General features: G+C 47.5%; 22 protein-coding genes and 1 other annotated feature. Of the genes, 11 read left to right on the forward strand and 11 right to left on the reverse strand.

Annotated elements, in window-relative coordinates; translation table 11 throughout:
- Positions 1-199 precede the first annotated feature (199 nt).
- The 6 genes from BLV50_RS23910 to BLV50_RS23930 all read left to right on the forward strand — a co-directional run bounded on the left by BLV50_RS23910 (position 200) and on the right by BLV50_RS23930 (position 6,034).
- Positions 200-1,483 (forward strand): ABC transporter substrate-binding protein, encoded by a 1,284-nt coding sequence (locus tag BLV50_RS23910; protein WP_090810355.1) that lies wholly within the window; start codon positions 200-202, stop codon positions 1,481-1,483.
- A gap of 141 nt (positions 1,484-1,624) precedes the next feature.
- Positions 1,625-2,527, forward strand: coding sequence for a carbohydrate ABC transporter permease (locus tag BLV50_RS23915; protein ID WP_024633027.1), 903 nt, complete (start codon positions 1,625-1,627; stop codon positions 2,525-2,527).
- A gap of 2 nt (positions 2,528-2,529) precedes the next feature.
- A complete protein-coding gene (locus BLV50_RS23920) occupies positions 2,530-3,369 on the forward strand; it encodes a carbohydrate ABC transporter permease (protein ID WP_024633028.1) in 840 nt (279 codons plus the stop codon).
- A gap of 185 nt (positions 3,370-3,554) precedes the next feature.
- Positions 3,555-4,667 carry a rhamnogalacturonan acetylesterase gene (locus BLV50_RS23925; RefSeq protein WP_090810409.1) on the forward strand — a complete coding sequence of 371 codons (1,113 nt, stop codon included), beginning with the start codon at positions 3,555-3,557 and terminating at the stop codon, positions 4,665-4,667.
- 493 nt (positions 4,668-5,160) lie between these two features.
- A complete protein-coding gene (locus tag BLV50_RS33170) occupies positions 5,161-5,334 on the forward strand; it encodes a hypothetical protein (RefSeq protein WP_218135424.1) in 174 nt (57 codons plus the stop codon).
- Positions 5,335-5,623: 289 nt separating this feature from the next.
- Positions 5,624-6,034 carry a sensory rhodopsin transducer gene (locus BLV50_RS23930; protein ID WP_090810357.1) on the forward strand — a complete coding sequence of 137 codons (411 nt, stop codon included), beginning with the start codon at positions 5,624-5,626 and terminating at the stop codon, positions 6,032-6,034.
- Positions 6,035-6,111: 77 nt separating this feature from the next.
- On the opposite strand, the gene BLV50_RS23935 is transcribed toward BLV50_RS23930, so the two are convergent.
- The 5 genes from BLV50_RS23935 to BLV50_RS23955 form a co-directional block, all read right to left on the reverse strand.
- The gene (locus BLV50_RS23935; RefSeq protein ID WP_090810359.1) at positions 6,112-7,269 is read right to left on the reverse strand and encodes a Ger(x)C family spore germination protein; all 1,158 of its coding nucleotides are present in this window, start codon (positions 7,267-7,269) and stop codon (positions 6,112-6,114) included.
- Complete coding sequence (locus BLV50_RS23940) at positions 7,266-8,735, reverse strand: spore germination protein (protein WP_063568160.1); 1,470 nt, start codon at positions 8,733-8,735, stop codon at positions 7,266-7,268. The genes BLV50_RS23935 and BLV50_RS23940 overlap by 4 nt, the downstream gene beginning before the upstream one ends.
- On the reverse strand, positions 8,716-9,822 hold the full coding sequence (locus BLV50_RS23945; RefSeq protein WP_090810361.1) for a GerAB/ArcD/ProY family transporter: 1,107 nt from the start codon (positions 9,820-9,822) through the stop codon (positions 8,716-8,718). The genes BLV50_RS23940 and BLV50_RS23945 overlap by 20 nt, the downstream gene beginning before the upstream one ends.
- 69 nt (positions 9,823-9,891) lie before the next feature.
- The gene (gene trpS, locus BLV50_RS23950) at positions 9,892-10,884 is read right to left on the reverse strand and encodes a tryptophan--tRNA ligase (RefSeq protein ID WP_090810363.1); all 993 of its coding nucleotides are present in this window, start codon (positions 10,882-10,884) and stop codon (positions 9,892-9,894) included.
- A gap of 161 nt (positions 10,885-11,045) precedes the next feature.
- Positions 11,046-11,349: a binding site (T-box leader), on the reverse strand.
- 27 nt (positions 11,350-11,376) lie between these two features.
- Positions 11,377-12,312 (reverse strand): DMT family transporter, encoded by a 936-nt coding sequence (locus tag BLV50_RS23955; protein ID WP_090810365.1) that lies wholly within the window; start codon positions 12,310-12,312, stop codon positions 11,377-11,379.
- A gap of 177 nt (positions 12,313-12,489) precedes the next feature.
- Between BLV50_RS23955 and BLV50_RS23960 the strand changes: the two genes are divergently transcribed.
- Entirely contained in the window at positions 12,490-13,884 is a 1,395-nt protein-coding gene (locus tag BLV50_RS23960; protein ID WP_090810367.1) for an aminotransferase-like domain-containing protein, read from the forward strand.
- A gap of 86 nt (positions 13,885-13,970) precedes the next feature.
- Here BLV50_RS23960 and BLV50_RS23965 read toward each other — a convergent pair whose 3' ends face one another.
- Both BLV50_RS23965 and BLV50_RS23970 read right to left on the reverse strand, forming a co-directional pair.
- Positions 13,971-15,290, reverse strand: coding sequence for a glutamate-1-semialdehyde 2,1-aminomutase (locus BLV50_RS23965; protein WP_090810369.1), 1,320 nt, complete (start codon positions 15,288-15,290; stop codon positions 13,971-13,973).
- A gap of 81 nt (positions 15,291-15,371) precedes the next feature.
- Positions 15,372-16,415 (reverse strand): LCP family protein, encoded by a 1,044-nt coding sequence (locus BLV50_RS23970; RefSeq protein WP_090810371.1) that lies wholly within the window; start codon positions 16,413-16,415, stop codon positions 15,372-15,374.
- 204 nt (positions 16,416-16,619) lie between these two features.
- Here BLV50_RS23970 and BLV50_RS23975 point away from each other — a divergent pair, with 204 nt between their 5' ends.
- The 4 genes from BLV50_RS23975 to bcp are packed head-to-tail and all read left to right on the forward strand — an operon-like array spanning position 16,620 to position 19,761.
- Positions 16,620-17,666 carry an ABC transporter ATP-binding protein gene (locus BLV50_RS23975; RefSeq protein WP_063568167.1) on the forward strand — a complete coding sequence of 349 codons (1,047 nt, stop codon included), beginning with the start codon at positions 16,620-16,622 and terminating at the stop codon, positions 17,664-17,666.
- Position 17,667: 1 nt separating this feature from the next.
- Entirely contained in the window at positions 17,668-18,462 is a 795-nt protein-coding gene (locus BLV50_RS23980; RefSeq protein WP_053779604.1) for an ABC transporter permease, read from the forward strand.
- A gap of 13 nt (positions 18,463-18,475) precedes the next feature.
- Entirely contained in the window at positions 18,476-19,252 is a 777-nt protein-coding gene (locus tag BLV50_RS23985; RefSeq protein WP_170867911.1) for an ABC transporter permease, read from the forward strand.
- Positions 19,253-19,296: 44 nt separating this feature from the next.
- Positions 19,297-19,761, forward strand: a complete 465-nt coding sequence (bcp, locus tag BLV50_RS23990) for a thioredoxin-dependent thiol peroxidase (protein WP_090810373.1) — start codon at positions 19,297-19,299, stop codon at positions 19,759-19,761.
- Positions 19,762-19,853: 92 nt separating this feature from the next.
- On the opposite strand, the gene BLV50_RS23995 is transcribed toward bcp, so the two are convergent.
- From BLV50_RS23995 to BLV50_RS24010, 4 genes are read right to left on the reverse strand one after another with little or no spacing between them, the layout of a single operon-like run.
- Positions 19,854-20,981 carry a GerAB/ArcD/ProY family transporter gene (locus BLV50_RS23995; RefSeq protein ID WP_090810375.1) on the reverse strand — a complete coding sequence of 376 codons (1,128 nt, stop codon included), beginning with the start codon at positions 20,979-20,981 and terminating at the stop codon, positions 19,854-19,856.
- Positions 20,982-21,025: 44 nt separating this feature from the next.
- Entirely contained in the window at positions 21,026-22,132 is a 1,107-nt protein-coding gene (locus BLV50_RS24000) for a GerAB/ArcD/ProY family transporter (RefSeq protein WP_063568171.1), read from the reverse strand.
- Positions 22,133-22,152: 20 nt separating this feature from the next.
- Positions 22,153-22,389, reverse strand: coding sequence for a hypothetical protein (locus BLV50_RS24005; RefSeq protein WP_063568172.1), 237 nt, complete (start codon positions 22,387-22,389; stop codon positions 22,153-22,155).
- A 5-nt stretch (positions 22,390-22,394) separates the two neighbouring features.
- Positions 22,395-23,597, reverse strand: coding sequence for a Ger(x)C family spore germination protein (locus BLV50_RS24010; RefSeq protein ID WP_063568173.1), 1,203 nt, complete (start codon positions 23,595-23,597; stop codon positions 22,395-22,397).
- Positions 23,598-23,602 lie beyond the last annotated feature (5 nt).

The following is a 23,602-nucleotide window of genomic DNA, read 5'->3' on the forward strand; positions in this document are numbered from 1 at the left end:
TCGAAATATGAGGGGGACGAACAGCGCCGATAGAGGTGCAGTTGTCCTCCTCTGTTTTTTGAACCAACAAGACGGTTTTGTGTATTCAACTATGGTCCCACATTTGCGAAAATGACAATATAAAGTTCGTGAAAGCGTTATCAGAAAGTGAAAGGTAACTCGTTCACACAACCATTTCAACATAAAAGGGGAGATTGGCATGGTGAAAAAGGCGATATTCCTGATGATGGCGGCATTGCTGGTATTAACAACGGCGTGCAGCAGCAGCGGTGAATCGGGCGGAACATCTGGGGATGGTTCGGTAACACTTCGTATCGCATGGTGGGGATCAGATGCACGTCATGAATACACACAGAAGGTCATTGACCTGTACAAAACGAAAAACCCGAATGTCAAAATTGACGTGGAATACGCCTCATTCGATGACTACTGGAAAAAGCTTGCTCCACAAGCGGCAGCGAATCAACTGCCGGACATTGTTCAGATGGATATTTCCTACATCAGCCAATATGCAAAGAACGGACAGCTCGAAGATCTGTCCCCGTATCTCGGAAACCAGATTAAAGTAGACGACGTATCCGAGAACGTAATCAGCACAGGCGTTATCAACGACAAACAATACGGAGTACCTGCTGGTGTTAACGTACTGGGTTTCCAGTATGATCCGGCTTTGCTCAAAAAAGCGGGTGTGGATTCCATTCCCGAAAATATGACTTGGGAATCGTATGAAGAGCTTGGCAAGCAAACGGCTGCCAAAGGACTCTTTTTGGATGGGGGCGTAGCGCCGGATATCTTCTTCCACTATTTCCTGCGGACCAAAGGACTGTCCCTCTACAATGCTGAAGGAACGGGTCTTGGCTATGATGACGACAAACTATTCGTTGAGTTCTTCGGACTCATGCGGCGGATGATTGAGCAGGGAGCTGCACCTTCACCGGATCTGGTTAACCAGACGAAAGGCATTATTGAGGAATCCGATCTGGTTAAGGAAAAAGGAATTGGCGTATGGCAATGGTCCAACCAGTTTGTGGCCTTGCAGCAGGTAGCTAATCGTCCTTTGGAGATTGCACCAATGCCTGGACCGGATATGGAAAAAGGACTCTATATGCAGCCAAGTATGTACTGGGCTGTAACATCGAACTCGAAAGTGAAGGAAGAAGCAGCTAAATTCATCGATTTCTGGGTGAACGATGTGGAAGCTAACAAACTGATCAAAGGCGAGCGCGGTGTGCCGATTTCGGGCAAAATCAAAGAAGCTATCGCTCCTGAGTTGAGTGATGCAACGAAACAGGTATTTGACTTCGTAGCGTCCATGGAGCCTAAGGCTTCGCCAATGAGCTCACCACCACCGGTAGGTTCGCCGGAAGTCATTGCTTCTCTAGCGGATGTTGTGGAGGAACTGAACTTTGGTAAGGTTACACCGGAACAAGCAGCAGCGACATTCCGCAAAAATGCCGAAGCCGTTCTTGCCAACAATAAATAACAGTTGAATGATCGCTTGCTCATCCCATTACCGGGATGGACGGGAACAGGGCTACTCGCATACCGCGAGGGCCTTTCCCCGTCCAGTAGCTCGAAGCAAGGTTGCGGAAAGCAAGCAGATCAATAAAGGAGGTTCGTTCCGTTGAGGCAATATTCGTCGTTGCGTAGAAACCTAACCGGGTATGCTTTTATTAGTCCTTTTATCATCGGCTTTCTGGGCTTTACGCTTATTCCGATGTTTGTATCCCTATACATGTCGTTTACGAGTTATAACTTGTTCACTTCACCGCGGTGGATCGGGATGGACAACTACACCAAAATGTTCTTTGATGATCCGAAGTACTGGAACTCGGTTAAAGTAACGTTTCTGTATGTGTTCATTGGTGTCCCTCTAAGACTGGTCTTCGCACTTTTCGTAGCCATGATCCTGAATACGGGATCCCGTATGGTCGGAACGTATCGTACCTTGTACTACCTGCCATCCATTATCGGTGGTAGTGTGGCCGTGTCGATTATGTGGCGTAACCTTTTCAGTAATGAAGGTGTCATCAACAGTGCATTAACGGCAATCGGAATTGGGCCAATTAGCTGGTTTGGTGATCCGAATGCGTCTCTGGTTATGCTGATCTCGTTATCTGTTTGGCAGTTTGGATCTTCCATGCTCATCTTCCTGGCTGGTCTGAAAAATATATCTCCCGAGATGTACGAAGCAGCAGGTGTGGATGGTGCCAACCCGGTACGTAAATTTTTTGGTATCACCTTACCGCTACTCAGTCCAATCATTCTGTTCAACCTGATTATGCAAACCATCGGTGCATTTATGACCTTCGTACCTGCATATATCATCTCTAAAGGCGAGGGCGGTCCAATGGACGGTACGATGCTTTACTCGCTGTATCTGTTCCGTCAGGCCTTTATGTTTAACAACATGGGTTATGCTTCGGCCATGGCCTGGATCATGCTTATTATGATCGGTATACTCACAGTCGCGGTGTTCTTGACATCCAAGTTCTGGGTGTTTTATGAATCCGAAGGAGGGAAGTAACGATGGTTTGGAGAAATGTGAAATGGCCCATCTATCACCTGTTCGTTGCAGCTTTGGCCCTCCTGATGCTTTATCCCGTTCTGTGGATGCTTTTCAGCTCATTCAAAGAAAGTCGTACCATCTTCGTAACTGCCGAGTCCTTGTTCCCTACGGAATGGATCTGGAGTAACTACGCGGATGGCTGGAAAGGCGCAGGCGGAAGACCGTTTATGGATTACATCACCAACTCACTCGTTATTGTGGTCATCTCTACGATTGGTGCCGTGTTATCCTCATCGTTGATTGCCTTTGGTTTTGCCAGACTCAACTTCAAAGGACGTAACTTTTGGTTCTCCCTGATGATGTTAACACTTATGTTGCCGCATGACGTTGTACTCGTACCCCAATATATTATCTTCACGAAGCTTGGTTGGTTGAATACCATTCTACCGATAGTTGTACCTACGTTCTTCGGGATGCCGTTCTTCATCTTCCTGATGGTACAGTTCATTCGTACGATTCCGAAAGAGCTGGATGAGGCTGCTACCATTGATGGATGTAACAAGTTCAGACTGTATGTACAGATTATTATGCCGCTCATCAAGTCATCACTTGCAACGGCTGCAATCTTCTCCTTCTACTGGAGATGGGAGGATCTGCTCGGTCCAGTACTGTATCTCAACTCGCCGGATAAATATACGGTCTCCATGGCACTGAAAATGTTCCTGGACAGTGAGTCTGCCTCCAACTGGGGAGCGATGTTCGCGATGTCCATTGTGAGTCTCGTACCCGTTGTAGCCGTGTTCTTTATTTTCCAAAAACAAATTGTACAGGGCATGAGCACCAGCGGACTGAAAGGATAAACGATATTCACTGGATTCAAACCTGAATTGGATATTGAACAAGGAGGTTGTTCCTATTGAATAAGGCCCAGGGTAGTCAGGCTGTTGCCACGGAGGTAACGGCAGAGGGCGGTGAAGAGGCCGTTACCCACTGGAAGTTCAATTTTGGACCGGACTCTGGCAGTGCAGGTGAGGTTGAGGGTTATTTGAAAGTGTCTGCCAGCACTGCATATGAAGAACAGGGAGAATACGGTTTTGAATCCGGCTCCCTTGTGTATGAGAAACAACGGATAAGTGAAGACGAAGTATCGAATTCCAGTAGGGCAAACAACGGCAAACAAGGGCAGGCCAATGTGTCTGCCCGATTGCTTTCAAGCTTTTGTATTCCGCTCAAGGCATCTTTCATCGTTGATGTACCTGATGGAACCTATCAAGTCTTGTTAATTGCAGGGGATGAATTGGCGGAGACGATCACCAGAATCAAAGCCGGAGAGGGCAGGCTGATGCTGCCAACCATTCGTACACTTCCTGGGCAATGTGCAGAGGTTCGATTCTCGGTTGTGGTTCGTGGCGGAAAGCTCCGACTATCCTTCTCCGGTCCTGCGCCGCGGATTAATGCATTGGAGATCACGCTTGCCAATCAGACGATGACTGTATTTATCGCTGGTGATTCTACCGTGACGGATCAGCCGGAAAGTGGATATCCATACTGTGGCTGGGGGCAGCTGTTACCCGCACAGTTCAAACATGATGTTGCTGTGGATAATCATGCCCAGTCTGGACGCAGTTCCCGAAGCTTTATCAATGAAGGCAGATTGGATGCCATTCTGGAGAAGATGAAACCGGAAGATTTTCTGTTTATTCAATTTGGACATAACGATGAGAAGCCGGACCCTGACCGGGGAACGGAGCCTTTCACAACATATAAGGAATATCTGAAAAAGTATATCGATGCCGCCCGCGAAGCTAAGGCTCGTCCGGTGCTCGTGACACCCGTGCATCGGCGCTATTTCGCTGATGACGGAACATTGACCGACACCCATGGTGATTATATCGTCGCCGTGCGCGAGCTGGCACAAGAGGAAGGGGTACCGCTGATCGATCTGGCTGAGCGAAGCCGCATCCTGTTCGAGCAAGCGGGCATTGAAGGCAGCAAGGAGGACTTCATGTGGGTGCTGCCGGGTGAGTATGTAAACTTCCCAGCAGGCGTGGAGGATAACACGCATTTTCAGGAGCGCGGTGCCCGTCGCCTCGCCATGCAGGTAGCGGAAGCCATCCGCGAGCTGCGACTGCAGCCGCTGCAAATGTATTTGAGGTAAGCAGCGGAGGAGGGCGGAATCGGAGCAGAGGGAGCGAAGCGTCCGCCTTTGGAGTGGGATTTCCCCCTGCTGAGGGGGAATGAAAAAGAAATCCCGAGCCAACAGAGACCCACAGCCCGATCCGCCCACCGAAGCTTCCGCCCCGCAAGCAGCCTTTTTATTAAGCGAGTTAACGAAGTAACGAGCAAGGTTGCTTTTAAGCTGCCCAGCGAACATAGCGAAGGCAATAAGCCTTTAAAAAGCAATGGCGAGCGTTGCAGCGAAGGAGGGCGGAATCGGAGCAGAGGGAGCGAAGCGTCCACCTTTGGAGCGGGATTTCCCCTGCTGAGGGGGAATAAAAGAAATCCCGAGCCAACAGCGGCCCACAGCCCGATCCGCCCACCGAAGCTTCCGCCCCGCAAACAGCCTTTTTATTCAGCGAGTTAACGAAGTAACGAGCATCCCAAAAAGTTGCCCAGCGAACATAGCGAAGGCAATAAGCCTTTAAAAAGCCATGGCGAGCGTTGCAGCGGAGGAGGGCGGAATCGGAGCAGAGGGAGCGAAGCGTCCGCCTTTGGAGTGGGATTTCCCCCTGCTGAGGGGGAATAAAAGAAATCCCGAGCCAACAGAGACCCACAGCCCGATCCGCCCACCGAAGCTTCCGCCCCGCAAGCAGCCTTTTTATTAAGCGAGTTAACGAAGTAACGAGCAAGGTTGCTTTTAAGCTGCCCAGCGAACATAGCGAAGGCAATAAGCCTTTAAAAAGCAATGGCGAGCGTTGCAGCGAAGGAGGGCGGAATCGGAGCAGAGGGAGCGAAGCGTCCGCCTTTGGAGCGGGATTTCCCCTGCTGAAGGGGAATAAAAAAGAAATCCCGAGCCAACAGAGACCCACAGCCCGATCCGCCCACCGAAGCGCCTGCACCACGAGCCTTACGCGCGTTTAACTAATTATTGCATTAGCAAAGGAGGAATTATTAATGGCACAGGATCAGACGAACACTTCAGCACATAAAACATCTTCCACTTCGACAGGTCACACCTACTGGGTGATCCCCGATGGTTACATTCCACCGGACAGCTCGGGCTCACTGGAGAGTCACGAGAGCATCTGTGTGCTAAATACAGGCATAGTGGATGCACAGCTGCAAATAACGATCTATTTTGAAGATAGGGAACCGCTCGAAGACATCGTGGCTGAGGTACCTGCGCGGAGAACAAAGCATATTCGGACAGCGTCGTTGAGATCGGGTGAACAACTCATCCCTCCGGGAGTACCCTATGCCATTACCGTCTCTAGCAATGTTCCTGTTATCGTCCAGTACAGTCGTCTGGATACCACTCAGCCTGAATTGGCACTCATGAGTGTTATGGCGTTTCCATTGGGATAAGACGTTATGTTAATTATGAAATGAAAAGACGACCCGTAACCTTGCATGGACTGCAGGCTACTGATCGTCTTTTTGCGTTACTCATCGTATTTATACGTACTGGCATTGAGGATTTTCACATGAACCTCGACCTTACCGAGTTTAAACCCCTCAAGTGGGTTGGCCCGTTTATATACCGCCTGTCTCCATAGGGGGAGATCATGACGATATAGATGTTCCACAAAACCGTAGGAATCAATCTTTCGTGCTTTGGTTTTCTCAAACGTATTGCGAATTTCGGACTCAATCTGTTTCTCCGCTTCCTTTTCCATAACATGGGGAGAGCGATGAGAGTTATGATCCTCGATGATGGCGCTTTTAACCGAAGTAACCAGGTCGAATGTAACGCCATTTCCTTCTTTCCTCGCCTTAATCGTGGTCTTTGGGTGATTAAGCCTAAGCGTCAGCTCCGGCGTTTTGCTCCCGTTGCTGTATACATACAACGGATATTGAAAGACGCGGTCATAATTGACGTATCGTGTGCCATCAGCATCTTTACCCGTTAACCTGCCTTGACTTTTACCATTTGAAATGACGTAAAACCCATCCATCCTAATAAGCGGGGGGGCTTTTTCTCCGTTAAACCAGGTCTCATTCTGATTGGTAATGGAAGGCAAAAGAATAACTGAAGCAGGCTCCCGAAATCCGTCAAGGAGCTGATGAAGCCGGATGGGTTCATAACCGGAATGTTGCTTATACAGCTTCATCGGTTCAAACAGCTCTATGGTCTGGGCGGATTGGTTCAGCAGTGCAGAGGGAGCGAGTACATCTGTAATGTTACGCTCTGTACCGTAGAGCCATGGGGTATATCTCAGTTGGCCTGAATGCAACAGTGTATTAAAGACATCTTCCAGCCGTCCATTCAACACATTTTTGGATAAGACAATCGCTTTTACATGGGTCCATAACGTTTGTTGCTGAGAAGTTTGATATAGATCATCAATAGCCATACTCAGCGTAGAACCCTCACCCCGTCCGATCCAGATATCACTTGCTTGCCTTGAAGTTGGCCCTTCCTGCTTGGCAATACTGGAGAAATCAATGAGTTGGGCGTAAGCAACATATTGGTTGTCTACATAATCTATCCCTACAGCCGTGATAAAGTTAATACTCTGAACCTCTTTGGAATCCCAGCACCCGGTCAGCAGGATAAAGCAGCTTATTAACAAGCTAACTTTAGCCATCCATCTTGTCACGAGCCTTTCCTCCGGCGAGTGGAATCCTGTGTATGGAGTACAGCTGGGCGCTTGGTCCGTTTCATAGAAGGGGGCATGGATACGGCTTGGGTGAAGTCGCCGGGTATATAAGGTGAGACGGGTGACAGGTATGAGACGCCATAACACTCCAAGGATACGAGGTGCACCAGCAGACCCAGTAGTCCAATCATGAAACCGAATAACCCAAGAATGGAAGAAATGACTAGCATCCCAATCCGGACTTGAGCAGTAGCCCCACTAAGCACGGTATTCACCAAAATATAGCTGGAGATTACCGAAATAGCCACCGTGACAATGATCGTGGGGGAAGTAATTCCTGCTCGAATAGCTGCATCTCCGATAATAAGCCCACCTACGACGCTGACGGTTTGCCCCAAGGCTCGTGGGAGTCGGCGGCCGGCTTCATTAAATAGCTCGAACATAAATATCATTAAAAATGCTTCCAGCGTTACTGGCATAGGTAGACCCATCCGTGTACCCGAAATGGTTGCAAGCAGAGGCAAGGGGATCTGCTCCACATTAAAACTAGTCAGGCCGATATAGAAGGCAGGAAAGAAGCAGGCAATCAGTAATCCGGAAATGCGCAAAATTCGCTCAAAAGTAACAATGAAAAAAGGGGTACTCTCGTCTTCCGGCGATTTTAACTGATTAAACAGAGTGGTTGGAGCGATAATGGCTACTGGTGAACCTTCAATGAGAACCGCAAATCGCCCATTTAAAAGGGAGTCCACGACATAATCGGGTCGCTCCGTATTATCCGTGAGTGGGAAGATGCTGCGAATTCCCCCCATAATGGCACGTTCCATAATAGAGGTACCAAGAATGCCATCGATTTCAATTTGGTCGAGATTTTGGCGTGCTTCTTTCAGAATATCCGGATTAATGATGTCTTTGACGTACAACAGACCAATAGCGGTCTGGGTACGACCACCTTTAACATATTTCTCATAACACATGGAAGAGGTTTTCATTCGTTTGCGAATGAGGCCAATATTCACGGATAACTCCTCAGTGAACCCATCCCGAGGTCCTTTAATCGATGACTCGATCGCCGACTCCTCAGGGGTTCTTCCTGGTATACTCGCGATATCTAGACTGCAGGATTGATCACCATTTCCGAAAATGAGCAGTAATTGTCCGCTGAAAATCAGAAGATTTAAATTCTCTGTATCTGTGAGATCATCCACCGGATTCAATGTTAACCCCAATTCTTTGGGATGTGCTTCTTCTTCATGTAGAGAATGCTGTTCCAGCCGTGGGATAATAAACTGATTGATTTGTTTACCATCGACCAAACCGTCGCAATAGAGCATAATCACCGACATATCGGTTTCATCTTTGGCAGGAAAGCTTTGAATAACAACATCTGCGCAGGGACTGAACTGCTCTTCGAAAGAGGCAAGCAGCGTTTCATGGGACGTGGTGTCAATCGTTTGGTGCTCCATGATGTTTCCTCCTCTGATGGCGTGAACTGATGTATGCAACTGCTGTTGCAACCACCGCTAGTCCGCTCAGATACACGAGATTGAGCGGGAATATGTATTGGACAAGCAGTTTTTCGAATGTCATATCATCCAGAGGATACAGCATGGTAAGAATAAAAAAGACGCCAAGAGTGGCACAACATATGATCCTTCTGGAGGCGCTCTTAATATTCCAAATTTCTACTACAATATACATGGCCAGACTAATCCGGGTAAAAGAACCGGCGAGCCACTGATAAATGGAAAAGAAATCAGTCTGGGCAATATATTTGCCCAAGGACGCAATTCGCCATTCTTCAAAGGCGGGATATCGCATTTTGGCAGCTTCAAAAGGGTCAAATTCCACGATCGCCCCAATGAGCGGACCGAGTGTCAGCCCAAGGATAATGATCGCGAGCATCAGGTACTGCCATACACGTATCCGTTTGGAGAGGTGGGGCTGCAAGTACCAGATGAACAGCAACTCAAACATGCCTGCAAGACTGTAGACTGTGCCATGAAGCACGGGATGCCAGCCATGTTCAAGCACAGGCAGCAGACGACTGTAATCCTTGTATTGTGTATTGACGATAGCTACATAGAAGCCAAGCAGCACAACCAGGGGCAGGATTAATCCTGCTGTAAATGCCAGAGAGCGTATTCCTTTATAGGCCGCATAGGCACAGAGAGACATCAGAGCAATGCTTGTAACCAATATTGGCGTCTCCGTCAGGTAATTGGTTTTGGCCCAAGTGGTGGTATCATGCAGAGTGAAGTAGATCACGGACAGAAAAAAGAGGCTGTTTCCCACCCGAAACAGCATGCCAAGAGGCTTGCCAAGATGGGAAGTCAGCCACTCATGCAGGGTTTGGTGCTGGAGAAAACGAGAGACATAGGCAAGCATTAGAGTGAATAAAAGATAAGGCCCTGCAGACAACAGAACGGATATCCATGCATCTCTTTTTGCCGAAGACAAAAGGGCAGGGATGATCAGGACGTGACTGATCAGGCCAACAGATAACATCATTAACATCATGGCTTGCAAAAAAGAAGGCTGTGTTGGTTTCATGCTGAGGGGACCTCTTTTCCCAATATACTGTTCTCAGCAGTGTTAACGTGATCAAGCCTTCTCATACCGTCAGTCGAAATAACGTATCCCCATCGCTTCACGAACCTCAAGCATCGTCTCACGTGCAGCCTGACGGGCCTGGCGTGTGCCTTCCACGAGGATTTCTTTCACTTCATGTCCACGTTGTTCATAGTAATTTCGCCGTTCACGGAAAGGGGAGAGCAGTTCGTTAATTGCAGTGCCTGCAATCATCTTGCAATCCTTACAACCAATGGTGCCGTCACTACAGCTCGCATGAATCTCAGCGGCCTGATCCTTTCGAAACAGCTGGTGATAGGCAAATACCGGACAAATATCCGGATGTCCCGGGTCAGAACGATGAATGCGGGCAGGATCGGTTTTTGCCCTGGCCAGCTTGGCATACACATCGTCAGGATGAGCATTCAACGAGATGGCATTGCCCATGCTTTTGCTCATTTTGCCCACGCCATCCAGTCCGCCCAGCCGTTCTCCGGTCAGAATACGTGGTTCAGGCAGAACGGGCGAATATAATTCATTGAACCGCCGGACCAGTTTCCGCGCTGTTTCGATATGTGGGATCTGGTCTTCCCCCGCTGGAACAAGGGTTGCTTTGCAGAACGCAATATCCGCAGCCTGACTGACAGGATAACCGAGAAATCCGTAATAGAGATCCTTATAGCCACGGTCACGCGCTTCGTTTTTAATCGTGGGATTATGCCGAAGATTGTTCACCGTGATAAACATGGAGAAGATGACAGTCAGCTCGGCAATTTCCGGAATCATCGACTGGATGAACAGAGTGGCTTTATTGGGATCGATACCTACGGCAAGATAATCGAGTGTCACTTGGTGCACGCTGTCTGCAATAAGTCCCGGTTGATCATAGTGGGTCGTAAGCGCCTGTACATCAGCCAGTAAAATATACGTTTTGTACTCATCCTGCAATTGCACCCGACTGCGCAGGCTGCCAACGTAATGGCCGAGATGAAGCTGTCCGGTTGTCCGGTCTCCGGTTAAAATAATGTCTTTGTTCTTGTTCATGGTTCATTCTCCTTTGATGTTGTAATTTTTCGATCCTTAATTGCTGACGCCACCAGCCGTCTTCCACGACCATCACCTCCTTTCAGCCTGCAACAGTTTTGGGTACATACATAAATCAAAAAAGCCTCGTCCTTCATCCTGTTTCCCAGACGGGAACAGAATAGAAGGACGAGGCTTATGCTTCGCGGTGCCACCTTAATTGGCCGCTGGTTGCGGCCCACTTGAGGGATACGGATAAATATATGCAGGAAGCCCACATAATCCTTATCGATATCCTGTCCATGGATAACGGCTGAACATGCCGCCTTGCCTACTGACGATCCGCGCTCCTGAGTACAGGTGGCAGAAAGGGTTCAACTCGGAACTCCGAAGCCCATTTCCACATGACCGATACACCTGCTCACACCATCCGCCGGCTCTCTGAGGTATCCTGTCCTGTGTACTTCTCTTCATCATTGTTGATAACATCCGTTTATAATTTTTCACATTGTATCATGCTTTATCTGGATTGACCAGCTTGCGTTTTCTTCCGCTCATATTGGTGCCAAGTACACCTGCGATGATCAGCAAGGCTCCAACAAAGTGGTATCCATGGACAGGTTCATGCAATATCCAGGCTCCGCCAGCAATCGAAATGAGTGTGGACAAATTACTGAATACACTCATTTTGGAAGCTTCCAGATGAGTCAGGGCATAACTCGCCAGCAGCGTGGAGAACATGGTGGAGAGGACAGCCAGATAGGCCAGTGCTCCTAGGTAAGATGCATCTAAGAGTGGCTTCACATAATCCATCATGGTTCCGCTCGACGCATGACGAATCAGAGAAGCTGCGTTGAAGACGATAAATCCAACCATCAGGGTCACCCAGGTCAATTCCATCGGTTTATATTTCTGCGCTAAGGGTCTTGCCAATACACCATAACCTGCAAAACACACCGTGGAGAGCAGCAGTAAAGCAATACCTTTAAAGTTGCCTGCCGACATCCCGCTCCCTTTCATCAAGAAAATAAAGATTACACCTGCAACGGACAACAGCAGGAACAGTTTTTGCAAAAGGGATGTACGTTCTTTTAGAAAGATAGAGGCCAACACAAGTGTGAATACGGGGGCCATCGCCTGGATAATCCCTGCTTCCGATGAGTTGGACGAGACTAACCCGAATGCCTGAAAGGCAAAGAACAAAACAGGAGAGAGCAGCCCTAGCGGAATGATACGCCACAGATCACGAAGGGTTAGGTTGATCTTGATCCATCCGAAAATGACAGGGATGCTGACTACGAGTAATGACAAAGCAAAACGATGTGCAAGTACATCAATTGGATGTGCCACACTCACCGTCATTTTGACAAATAAAAAGGATAAACCAATAATGGCTGCATATAAAACAGCTGCTACATATGCGTATGTTCTAGTCTGGCTATTGTTCATATGGTTTCCTCCAATAATACGGTTTTTCTTTACTACTACAACCGCGCATATGTTGCTGCGTACGCTGTCTGACCTTATTCAATATACTGCCAGACCAATAGTGGTACAATAGACAAAAATGTTTACTGTACCGGTACACTTAAGGTAATGCTGAAGTCGGAGGAGTGGCAGAATCCAATGAGAAAATACGAAATCATCGCCGAATCACTTAAGCAATGGATTCAGGACCAATTGCGGCAGCAGAATAGTGGACAATGGCAGGATAAAGGAATCAAACTGCCGGCTGTGCGTGTTCTGGCTGAGCAATATCAATGTAGTGTGAGTACAGCCATACGAGCGTATGAGTGGCTGGAAGAGCGGCATCTGGTCTACGCGGTGCCTCAGTCCGGATATTATGCGGTACAGAATGGAGTCGAAGTGGAGGATGGAGAGTGGCAGGGACCGCTGGATTTTGCCTCCGCAGCTCCTGATCCGCGAGTATTCCCTTATTCCGATTTTCGCCATTGTGTGGACCAGGCAATGGAGAAGAAACAGGCGGATTTGTTTTTGTATGGAACCGAGAGAGGCTTGCCTTCCTTGATTGAATTGTTGCAGAAGCAATTCGCCGATTATCAGGTGTTTGCCCGGAAGGAGCAGTTCTTTATTACTTCAGGGGTGCAGCAAGCTCTAGCTGTGCTGGCGTTAATGCCTTTTCCAAATGGGAAAAAGCAGGTGATGCTGGAACTGCCGGGTTATCATAATATGCCTTCTCTTTTACAAGGTCTAAATGTACCTATTGCAGGTGTCAGACGCTCTCTGGAGGGCCTGGATTGGGACGCGCTCGAACGACAGTTCCGCGAAGGAGACATCAAATTTTTTTATGTTATGCCACGGTTTCACAATCCGATTGGGACTTCCCTGACGGCAGCTGAGAAGAAAAAATTGATCCGCCTGGCGCAGCGTTATGATGTCTATCTGGTAGAGGATGATTTCTTAGCTGATCTGGAAGAGAACACAAAGCAGGACCCGTTATGGTCGTATGATACAGAAGGGCGAGTCATTTATTTGAAAAGTTACTCCAAAATCCTGTTTCCCGGCCTGCGGATTGGCGTGGCTATTCTGCCTGCAAGTCTTACTGCATCGTTTAGTAAATACAAAAAAATGCTCGATATTGACACTGCGGTACTATCCCAGGCAGCACTTGAAGTCTACATCCGTAACGGGATGTTTGCCCACCATGGTAAAGTCATCCGCAGTCGTTATGCTGCCCGGATGAACAAGCTGTATCAACAGCTTAATGCTTACCCGGACTTTGCTCCGTTTGTGAATGCACCACGCACAGGAGGGGAGCATACGGTTCTGCCACTGCCTAAGGATATGCCACTCAAGGTCTTGCTGTCCCGGTTGGAGCAACGGGGAGTGATTGCCGATACAACAGAACGATATTTTCCGGAGGGTGCACAGGAGGTACATCAGGATAAAATGCTGCGGTTAAACATATCCAATGTACCTAAGCAACGGATCAAGGAAGGGCTGAGGATTATCCGTGAGGAGATAATGAAACTGCAAAAGGCGTCCACACAAGCGGAATAATCGCTTGTGGGACGCCTTTATTTCATGTGATTAATTTAATTTCAGTGACATGCTATGCTGCGACATGTGAATTGTTAGATAACGGTTTACGCCTGAGCCATAGCTTTGAAGGAAGATTCTGCGGCTTCCAATGTTTCTTGAATATCCTTGTCCGTATGTGCAGTGGTCAGGAACCAGGCTTCATATTTGGAAGGAGCCAGATTAATGCCACGATTCAGCATATGACGGAAGAAGGAAGCAAACAGTTCCCCATCGGTATCCTGGGCTTGATCATAGTTCGTAATCGGATGGTCACAGAAGTGGGTGGAAAAGGCACCACGAATTCGGTTAATGGTTAACGCAATGCCATGACGATCCGCAGAAGCCTGAAGGCCTGTAGTCAGATCAATCGCAAGACGTTCCATCTCCGCATATACACCTTCGCCTTGCAGAACCTCCAGACAAGCGATACCCGCAGAGATAGACGCAGGGTTACCAGCCATCGTTCCGGCTTGATAGGCCGGGCCGAGTGGAGCAACCTGCTCCATAACCTGTTTACGACCGCCGTAAGCACCGATGGGCAGACCGCCGCCGATGATTTTGCCAAGTGCAGTCAGATCCGGTTCGATCTCCGCATGATTGTCCAGTCCCGCGTACGTCTGTGTGGAGCCATAGTGGAAACGGAAGGCTGTAATGACCTCGTCGTAAATAACGAGTGAGCCGTTATCCCGAGTCATGGCACAGAGTCCTTCCAAGAAGCCAGGTTCCGGCATAACCATACCGAAGTTGCCGACAATCGGTTCAACCATGACTGCAGCGACATCATCGCCCCAACGCTCCAGAGCTGCTCTCAGGCTGTCCAGATCGTTGAAAGGTACCGTGATGACTTCATGCGCAATGCTCGTTGGAATACCTGCACTATCCGGAATACCCAGCGTGGAAGGCCCCGAACCTGCTGCCACAAGGACCAGATCGGAGTGACCGTGATAACATCCGGCGAATTTCACGATTTTATTACGTTTGGTGTAGGCGCGGGCAACCCGGATGGTGGTCATGACCGCTTCTGTACCGGAGTTTACAAAACGAACCTTGTCCATTGAAGGAATGGCTTCCTTCAGCATTTTGGCGAGCTTGATCTCAAGTTCCGTAGGCGTACCGTACAGTACACCATTAGCTGCTGCCTCGGTAATCGCTTGGGTAATATGAGGGTGAGCATGTCCTGTAACAATTGGGCCGTAGGCTGCGAGATAATCGATATAACGGTTGTCGTCGACATCCCAGAAATGCGCACCTTGCGCCTTTTTCATAAATACAGGTGCACCGCCACCCACCGCTTTGAATGAGCGGGAGGGACTGTTCACACCTCCTACAATATGTTGAAGTGCTTCTTCGTATAAAAGCTCGGAACGGGAACGTGATGGATTCATAAGATAACTTCCTTTCGTATTAGATAAACCAAACACAGCGAGAGGGCAGCATGTGGGCTGCCCTCTGCGTGTTGCACTTCATTACTGTGCGGGTTGCTTGGAGTTTTGTTCGTCACCACTTGCCGTTTTGTCTTCGGCTCCAGTAGTACTGCCTTCCTCTTGAGCAGGAGGATGAATGATATCTTGAATATATTGCTTAAGTTTTTCTTCACTGGTTACCGTCAGCACCTCAGCCCCGCCCGGTGTACGCTCTTCCTTGAGCATTTTCATTGGCGGGATTTGCTCGCTGCCGTTCATGCTGCTCTGATATCCGAGTCCGCCTAGCTTCCACATGTCGGAGAGGGTCAGATTCGTATCTACATAAGGATTAACTTCTTCCAGAATGGAAGGCAGTTTGGCAATGGTTGTTGTTGACTGCATTTTCGCTGCTACAGCTTTCAGGAATTCGCGCTGCCGTTCGGAGCGGGCATAATCCGACATGGCATCATGACGGAAGCGAACGTACATGAGAGCCGTATCGCCATCCAAATGCTGGTAGCCTTTTTTCAGATCAATATCGTATTCATTATTGTCCGCTTTACTTGTATAGTGCATGTCCTTCTCTACGTCAAAATCCACACCGCCAACGGCATCCACCAATTTGATGAATCCTTGGAAATCGGTATACACATAATACTGGACAGGGATACCCAGCAGGTCTCCGGCAGCTTTCATTGCTACGTTTGGACCATGGGTAATAGCAGTATTGATTCGTTCCTTGCCATATCCGTCAATGTTGACGTATGTGTCGCGCAGAATGGAGAATAGATTAATTTTTTTGGTGAGTGGGTCAAGCGAAACGACCATCATGCTGTCAGAACGAGGAACTTCCCCCTTCTCCAGCCCGCGGGCATCAACACCCATAACGAGAATATTAACCGTTTCGGTGCCTTCCCATTTCGGAGGATCCGGTGTACTTACTTTTTCAACATTTTCGATACCGGCAAACGGCGAATCATCGCCTTCCTTTTGCAAGCCATTCAACTGATTGAGAATAGAACCGAAATAAAATGCCGCAGCGCCTCCAACAATAAGCACGAAGGCGGCAAGAGAAATCCAAATGGTTCTCTTCGTCTTTCTGGTCATGCTAGCTCTCCTTTGTATTCAAAATAAATGAAGATGAGTCCAAATTGATTTAGCCCGGGCTTTCCGTACACGACATATCTGTGAGATACAACAGAGGACGCGGCCTCAGACTATTTTTTAAAGCTTGCTGAATTTTGACTGATACTATTATAATTTCTTTTTGGGCTACAAGCAATTTCAACAAAATCCAAGTGAGGTATAATCATGCTGGCGATTGATGTCAAAGATTTACGCAAGTCGTTTAGCGTCCAGAAAAGTCGAGGAGGGCTTAAGGGCGCATTTCAGGATCTGTTTGCACGTCAATACCAGGAGGTCTTGGCTGTAAATGATATTTCATTTCAAATTCCGCAAGGCGAAATATGCGGATATATTGGGGAGAACGGTGCCGGTAAATCAACAACGATTAAGATGTTGACCGGCATTTTGGTGCCTACTTCAGGGCAAATATCGGTTGGTGGATATGTTCCGTATCAGGAACGTGAGAAGTTTGTGCAGAATATTGGTGTCGTATTTGGTCAACGCAGCCAACTCTGGTGGGATATCGGTGTTATTGAGTCCTTCCATCTGCTGCGCAAGGTGTATCGAGTAGGTGAGGTCGATTTCCGCAAACGTCTGGATGAACTGGTTGAGCGGTTACAGCTTCAGGATTTGCTGAACCGTCCTGTTCGTAAGCTCAGTCTTGGACAGCGTATGCGCTGTGAGCTGGTCGCTGCGCTGCTGCACAATCCAGATATTGTTTTCCTGGATGAGCCTACCATTGGTCTGGATATTGTTGTGAAATCGGAAATCCGTGAATTTCTGAAAGACATGAATAAGGAACACGGAACAACCATTTTGCTGACAACCCACGATCTGCAGGACATCGAAGCTTTATGCTCTAGAGTTATTATGCTCGATGCGGGCAATATCATCTATGATGGCGGGTTGGATCATCTGAAATCTCAGTGGGGCAAGGAACGGGAGATCCGGTTCAAGTTTGGCACTGCTCATCCCATGGAACAAATGCTGGAGTGGACTGCTGCGCTCCCTGTTCGCTGGACGGTGGAGAATGAACTGTCCGCATCGGTCTGGATTCCACTTGAACTCAACGTGTCGGATGTGCTGGGACGCGTCGTTGGACAGGCAGATATTACCGATATTCAGATTATTGAGATTAACACGGATGAGATTGTGCGCAGTATTTACCAATCCGGTTCCGCCGAGCGTCCCGAGATTGTGGGCGCAAAGAACGAAGCGGTGGGTGTGTCCTAAGATGAATAGTGCATTCTTTGATTTTATGCGCATCCGGTTCCTGACGATGCTTGCATACCGGGTGAATTATTATTCCGGCATTTTGATATATACGCTGAATATCGGCGTGTATTACTTTACATGGCAAGCCATTTACGGCAGTAGTGGTGAACTGGGCGGTTTTACGGCAGCTCAGATGACGACATATGTGGCTGTATCGTGGATGGCGCGTGCGTTTTATTTTAACAACCTGGACCGGGAAATAGCCGCAGACATCCGGGATGGCTCCATTGCCATTCAATTCATAAGACCGATCAACTATGTCATGGTCAAAATGATGCAGGGTCTGGGCGAAGGTATTTTCCGTTTCCTGCTGCTTATGATTCCTGGAATGCTCATTGCGATTCTGTTGTTCCCGGTTGAACTGCCCACGGCGCCGTCTGCGTGGATTGGCTTTCTGGTCATGCTGTTCTTCAGTTTCCTCATTAACTCCCAGATTAATGTTATTACGGGACTTGCCGCATTTTTTGTGGAAAACAATGAAGGCATGATGCGTATGAAACGCGTCGTGGTTGATCTGTTCTCAGGTCTGATCATTCCAATCAGCCTCTATCCGGGCTGGATGTCCGCAGTGATGAAAGTATTGCCTTTTCAGGCCATTACGTATCTACCCGGTTCGGTTTTCACAGGAAGAGTGGAGGGCACAGGCATCTGGAGCGTACTCGGCATTCAGGTGTTCTGGTTTGTCATACTGCTCATTCCGATGATGCTGATCTGGCGTCAGGCGCGCAAGCGTCTGTTCGTGCAAGGAGGATAACAGAGTGTACTATATGGGTCTGATCTGGGAATATTTAAAAAATTACATGAAAACACGTCTCACGTACCGCGCCGATTTTTGGGTCGAAATCCTTTCGGATTTGCTGTTCCAGGCAACCAATCTGATCTTTATCTTTGTGGTTTTCCGACATACGGATAATTTGGGCGGCTGGAGTGAGAGTGAAGTCCTTTTTGTTTATGGATATTTTATGGTGCCTTACGGCATCTTCAGTTGCTTTATCAATCTGTGGGGGTTCAGTGAACGGTATATTGTCAAAGGCGAGATGGATCGCATATTAACACGACCTGCGCATAATCTGTTCCAGATTTTACTTGAAAATGTGGACCCGCCTGCACTCGTTGGTTCGTTTATCGGTCTGATCATTATGGTCATCAGCGGTGCGGAGATGGGACTTGTGCTGGAGTGGTGGCATATTCCGGCCCTGATTATTCTTACTATTAGTTCAGTGCTAATCTATGCAGGAATCTATATCACCTTGACGTCGTTATCATTTTATTCGGACGCGCCTACAGGTATCCTGCCATTAATGTACAACATTCAGGGATATGGACGTTATCCGGTAACCATCTATAACCGCGCGATTCAGGTCCTGTTAACGTGGGTCATTCCATTTGCCTTCGTGGGCATTTATCCGGCAGCCCTGTTCCTGGAACGATCCGAAATGCATCGTATGGCGATGCTGACACCTGTGATGGGATTGGTGTTTGGCTCCATCGGTCTTCTGCTATGGAATTATGGCGTGAAGAAGTATCGCGGAGCAGGATCATAACAGATATCCATTGAAAGTATAGACGAGATATAGGAGGAAATGAGATGACATTAACCGAAGGCAAGCTGGCACCAGACTTTGAACTTCCGTCCAGTACGGGAGAGACGGTAACACTCTCCGATTATCGCGGACAGCGGGTGCTGATATATTTTTACCCGAAGGATATGACTTCTTCCTGCACACAGCAGGCATGTGATTTCCGTGATCGTCATGAGGAGTTCAAGGGATTAAATACAGTTATTCTGGGGATTAGTATTGATCCGATGAAGCAGCACGACAAATTCATTGCCAAATACGGCTTACCATTCATCCTGTTATCCGACGAAGAACATCAGGTTGCCGAGCAATACGGCGTATGGCAGCTCAAAAAGATGTATGGCAAGGAATACATGGGGATAGTACGCTCCACGTTTCTTATTGATGAAGAGGGTATACTGCTGAAGTCGTGGTCTAAAGTGCGAGTCAAAGGGCATATTGAAGCAGCACTTGAGGCTTTGCAGCAACTTTAGGAAGGTAAACTCGTCTGTTCTCTATACAACAAAAAAATTTTCACTTCATAATAAAGGCTGTATTCGCGGGTTATACCGTTAATACAGCCTTTTTATGTGGGCAATCGTTCTGGATGGGACTGATTTTTTCTGTTCTTGCCAAAGCGAATGCGATGAACAAGTAAAAGCAACAGAGGAATAATAAAACTGCAAGTAATGTCCCAATCCACCCATGCAGGCATGATGGTTTCGATATAAAAAATGACATTGGGGGAGATCAGGATGGCCAATGCAAACATGAGCAAGGATGAAGGGAGAATGAGTGGTTTGTATGTTTTCAACTGAAACAGCTGAGCTAGTCCGATAACAAAAGCGAACATGTACAGCAGGCTTTTGAAATAGGTCGCAATTAACCAGGCAGTAGCCATGAAGGCTTCAATTCGCTCAAAGAAGTTACCGATATTAATTTTTTGAGACAGGGTGTACGAAATGAAAATATTATGCTGGGTTAGGAAAGGACCCACAACCATAAGGGAAAACAATAGCAATACACACAGGAGCAGACCTCCGCAGAAAGTGGCAAGCAACAAGTCTCGTTTAAGGTGCGGCCCTCGCATTACATAAGGAAGAATCATAGTAAGCACGAGCAGCTCCCCGAAGGCGGTAAAGGATCCGCGAATAACGGTTTCAATCAAATGAACCCGGCTGATGTTAAAGATAGGCTGCAGATGTGAGACATCTATTTTGGGCAGCAAACCCACGAACAGGAGAACCATAAAAACAAAAACAATAGGAGTCAATAGTTCACTGGTTGCTCCCATGGTTTGCAATCCTTTCATTAGGCCCCAGATCAGGGAACACATGAGCATAATCAAAATGACACGGATGGGGGTCTGGAGGTAGATTTGAGTCGTCATGAAGTCTCCAACTTCCCGGATACAGATGGCAGCGCCTATAGCGAAATAGAACAGGTAACCAGCAGACAAGACTGATCCAATCCATGGACCAAGCAATTTCTTGCAAATTTCGATTAAAGATAGTTCAGGGTAGGTTTGTTGTAGTTTGTACAAAATCCAAATGATAAATAGACCGATGGGCTGACTGAGGAAAGAGCATATCCATGCGTCCTGTTTACCCAAGGTTGTGACCAACGAAGGATAGATCAGAATCATATCCCCAACCATGACAAGAAAGGTAAGCAAGGTGAATTGCCGAATGGTAATTTTATCTTTAATTATCATGGTCTCCAGCCTCCTTCCTGACATATTAGAACTCCAGCATTGCCTTATCCCGAAGGCTTGTTTTTCCAACCCTTTTTGAACATATGTACCAACAGTAACAGCCCTGGCAATATAATGCTCAATGTGGTATCCCAATCTACCCAATATGGAACGACCGTAATGACGATGAAGGTCAAATTGGGCGAGACCAGATTGGCAAGGCCAAATATAAGCAATGTTGCAGGTAGGATGAGTATCCGATACTGCTTGAGCCTAAATAGTTCGGCGCATCCGAGGATAAATGCGTACATATACACCATCGCTTTAACATACGTGGAGATGAGCCAGGAAGAAGCCATAATGGCTTCAATACGCTCAAAAAAGCCACCAATGCTAATTTTCTGAGATAAAATAAAGGAAGCATAGATGTTGTGCTGTGTAAGGAAAGCACCCAGAACAAGCAGAGAGATGGTAACCAATATAGCCAGCAACAAGTTGCCAAGTCCTGCCGCCATAAGGACATCCCGAGTTCGGTGAGCCTGTTTTAGCGTGTAGGGAATAATCATCATAATGGGGACCAGTTCACCTACGGGATATATGATACTTATGAGAATACCCTGCAGGATGGGAACAACGCCAGTATCTGTAGCAGGCTTTAAATTGCTGGGATCAATCTGAGGTAGTAGACAGAATGCAAGCACGAGAATAAACACGATAAGGATAGGCATCAGCAATTCACTGCTTCTCCCCATCGTCTCCAGACCATGATATAACCCCCAGCCAACTGTAATAACAAACATCAGAATGATGACTCGAATCGGGGTGTACTGAAAGATTTGGGAAGTTAGGAAATCTCCGACCTCTCGGGTGTGCGTAGAGGCACCTATTACAAAAAAGAATAGGTAAAATGCGGATACAAGACTGCCTGGCCAAAATCCCAGAATGCTCCGTGAAATCTGTATCAGATTTTCCTCCGGATACAGACTGCACAGCTTTAAAAACATGAGCGTGAGGGCCATTCCCAACGGAACCCCGACAAGAGCGCATATCCAGGCATCTTGTTTGGCATAGGATGTGATGACCGAGGGATAGATGAGCATCATATCCCCGACCACCATCATAAAAATGAGGATGGACAATTGTCTTGTTCCGATGCGACCCTGTTCAAGCATAATGTCCCCTCCTTTTTTCCTTAAGTTCCAGTCAAGTGTGCCAGAAATTGATTTACAGGTTCATAGATCCATATGATGAGATAAAGTGGGCTTGGGATTTCCCACAGGTTGGCCGCAAAGACACTGAGAATGGTAGCCAAGAGCAGTAAGACACTGTAAACAGCTAATTCTTTCCATTCCTTGCTACGTATGAGCCCCGGCAGATCGAACCACCCAATGACCCCTGCGGTCACAATGACACTAAGTGTAATTAACACCTGTCTCACTCCCTAATTTGATCTTTGAACGAATCATCCAGTGTACCTACACGTTTGATTTGAACATTGACATCGTAATGAACATCCAGATTTTCCAAATAACTATCCCAATCTTTCTCCACCTTTTTGAAGAACTTGGGATCAGCATGGTAGACCTCTTGCCCGAATCCGAAAATATCAACGTGAAACTTGCGCTGTACCGATTTGATGGATTTTTGCATCAGTTCTACAAGCCGTTCCTCACTGTCCTGTTCCAATTCCTTGAGTACTTTCATTGAACCGATTTTGATTCCACATTCAACGGCACCTATGGAAGATACATTTTTGATTTTAATATTGATTAAAGGGTGATCTGCTACGACTTTTGCTTTCCGTTTGGTCGTTGTACGAAGTGTTTTGAAGGTCACATATCCTTCTTTTCGGCAGGGAAGATGGCTGATGGTGGATACCACATTGTTTCGAATGTAGTTATATCCCTTGGATTCATCCTCGGTTAGCCACCCAATCAGCTTGTCTCCCTTGAATACAGACAGTCCTGTTGAGTTGAGGCTAGCAGGAGCCTTAATGGTCGCAATGTTAGCTTGACTTCCACTTTTCTCAGGTTGACCAACAACCTCCACTCCGGTAATTACAGGCTGTATTCCAGGAGCCAAAATGTATTCCATTAACCGATCCCCAGTTACGGTTGTTGTGGGTGACCAAGTCTTGGTGGATACATCCAATGAATTGAACATCTTCTCCGCAGGTAAATTTTCAAGTGGTGTCAGCACATCTAGCACCTTGGAAGCTGTTGTATTTCGTGCAACCATGACGTAATAGTCAGGACGAACCGTAGGCTCGCGCATTAATGCTTCTGTGATATCATAAATGCCCACTTTGCGAGCATACTCTTCGCCAATGACCATCACGCGGATATGTGCCATGAATATACGACGTGGGCTAGATTCCGTTAACTTTTGAATGGCTTCAAACAAGGTAGGCGCAGAAGCCTGATACTGAGTCACAGGCGTTCCTTTACCTCCTCCTGACTTGGAGGATACTTCATTGGGAACAACCACTTGAGCACTAACCTTAATCATATCGCCATCCTTGTCTACACCAAGACCCAGCATGATGCCAAGCTCATTGAGTTCCTGTCGATCCCAGCATCCGGTAAGGAGAGGGAGCAGAACGGCAAAAGATAGAATCAATTGTAGGCATTTGTTCATACACG

Source organism: Paenibacillus sp. 276b (assembly GCF_900107875.1).
In the GTDB taxonomy this organism is placed as follows: domain Bacteria; phylum Bacillota; class Bacilli; order Paenibacillales; family Paenibacillaceae; genus Paenibacillus; species Paenibacillus marchantiae.

Coding starts and splice junctions, on each gene's coding strand:
- BLV50_RS23980 (WP_053779604.1), top strand. CDS start 17,668: ATGAATAGTGCATTCTTTGATTTTATGCGCATCCGGTTCCTGACGATG.
- BLV50_RS23920 (WP_024633028.1), top strand. CDS start 2,530: ATGGTTTGGAGAAATGTGAAATGGCCCATCTATCACCTGTTCGTTGCA.
- BLV50_RS23995 (WP_090810375.1), bottom strand. CDS start 20,981: ATGATAATTAAAGATAAAATTACCATTCGGCAATTCACCTTGCTTACC.
- BLV50_RS23960 (WP_090810367.1), top strand. CDS start 12,490: ATGAGAAAATACGAAATCATCGCCGAATCACTTAAGCAATGGATTCAG.
- BLV50_RS23940 (WP_063568160.1), bottom strand. CDS start 8,735: ATGGAGCACCAAACGATTGACACCACGTCCCATGAAACGCTGCTTGCC.
- BLV50_RS23985 (WP_170867911.1), top strand. CDS start 18,476: ATGGGTCTGATCTGGGAATATTTAAAAAATTACATGAAAACACGTCTC.
- BLV50_RS23955 (WP_090810365.1), bottom strand. CDS start 12,312: ATGAACAATAGCCAGACTAGAACATACGCATATGTAGCAGCTGTTTTA.
- BLV50_RS23965 (WP_090810369.1), bottom strand. CDS start 15,290: ATGAATCCATCACGTTCCCGTTCCGAGCTTTTATACGAAGAAGCACTT.
- BLV50_RS23945 (WP_090810361.1), bottom strand. CDS start 9,822: ATGAAACCAACACAGCCTTCTTTTTTGCAAGCCATGATGTTAATGATG.
- BLV50_RS23970 (WP_090810371.1), bottom strand. CDS start 16,415: ATGACCAGAAAGACGAAGAGAACCATTTGGATTTCTCTTGCCGCCTTC.
- BLV50_RS24010 (WP_063568173.1), bottom strand. CDS start 23,597: ATGAACAAATGCCTACAATTGATTCTATCTTTTGCCGTTCTGCTCCCT.
- bcp (WP_090810373.1), top strand. CDS start 19,297: ATGACATTAACCGAAGGCAAGCTGGCACCAGACTTTGAACTTCCGTCC.
- BLV50_RS24000 (WP_063568171.1), bottom strand. CDS start 22,132: ATGCTTGAACAGGGTCGCATCGGAACAAGACAATTGTCCATCCTCATT.
- trpS (WP_090810363.1), bottom strand. CDS start 10,884: ATGAACAAGAACAAAGACATTATTTTAACCGGAGACCGGACAACCGGA.
- BLV50_RS23910 (WP_090810355.1), top strand. CDS start 200: ATGGTGAAAAAGGCGATATTCCTGATGATGGCGGCATTGCTGGTATTA.
- BLV50_RS33170 (WP_218135424.1), top strand. CDS start 5,161: ATGGCGAGCGTTGCAGCGGAGGAGGGCGGAATCGGAGCAGAGGGAGCG.
- BLV50_RS23975 (WP_063568167.1), top strand. CDS start 16,620: ATGCTGGCGATTGATGTCAAAGATTTACGCAAGTCGTTTAGCGTCCAG.
- BLV50_RS23930 (WP_090810357.1), top strand. CDS start 5,624: ATGGCACAGGATCAGACGAACACTTCAGCACATAAAACATCTTCCACT.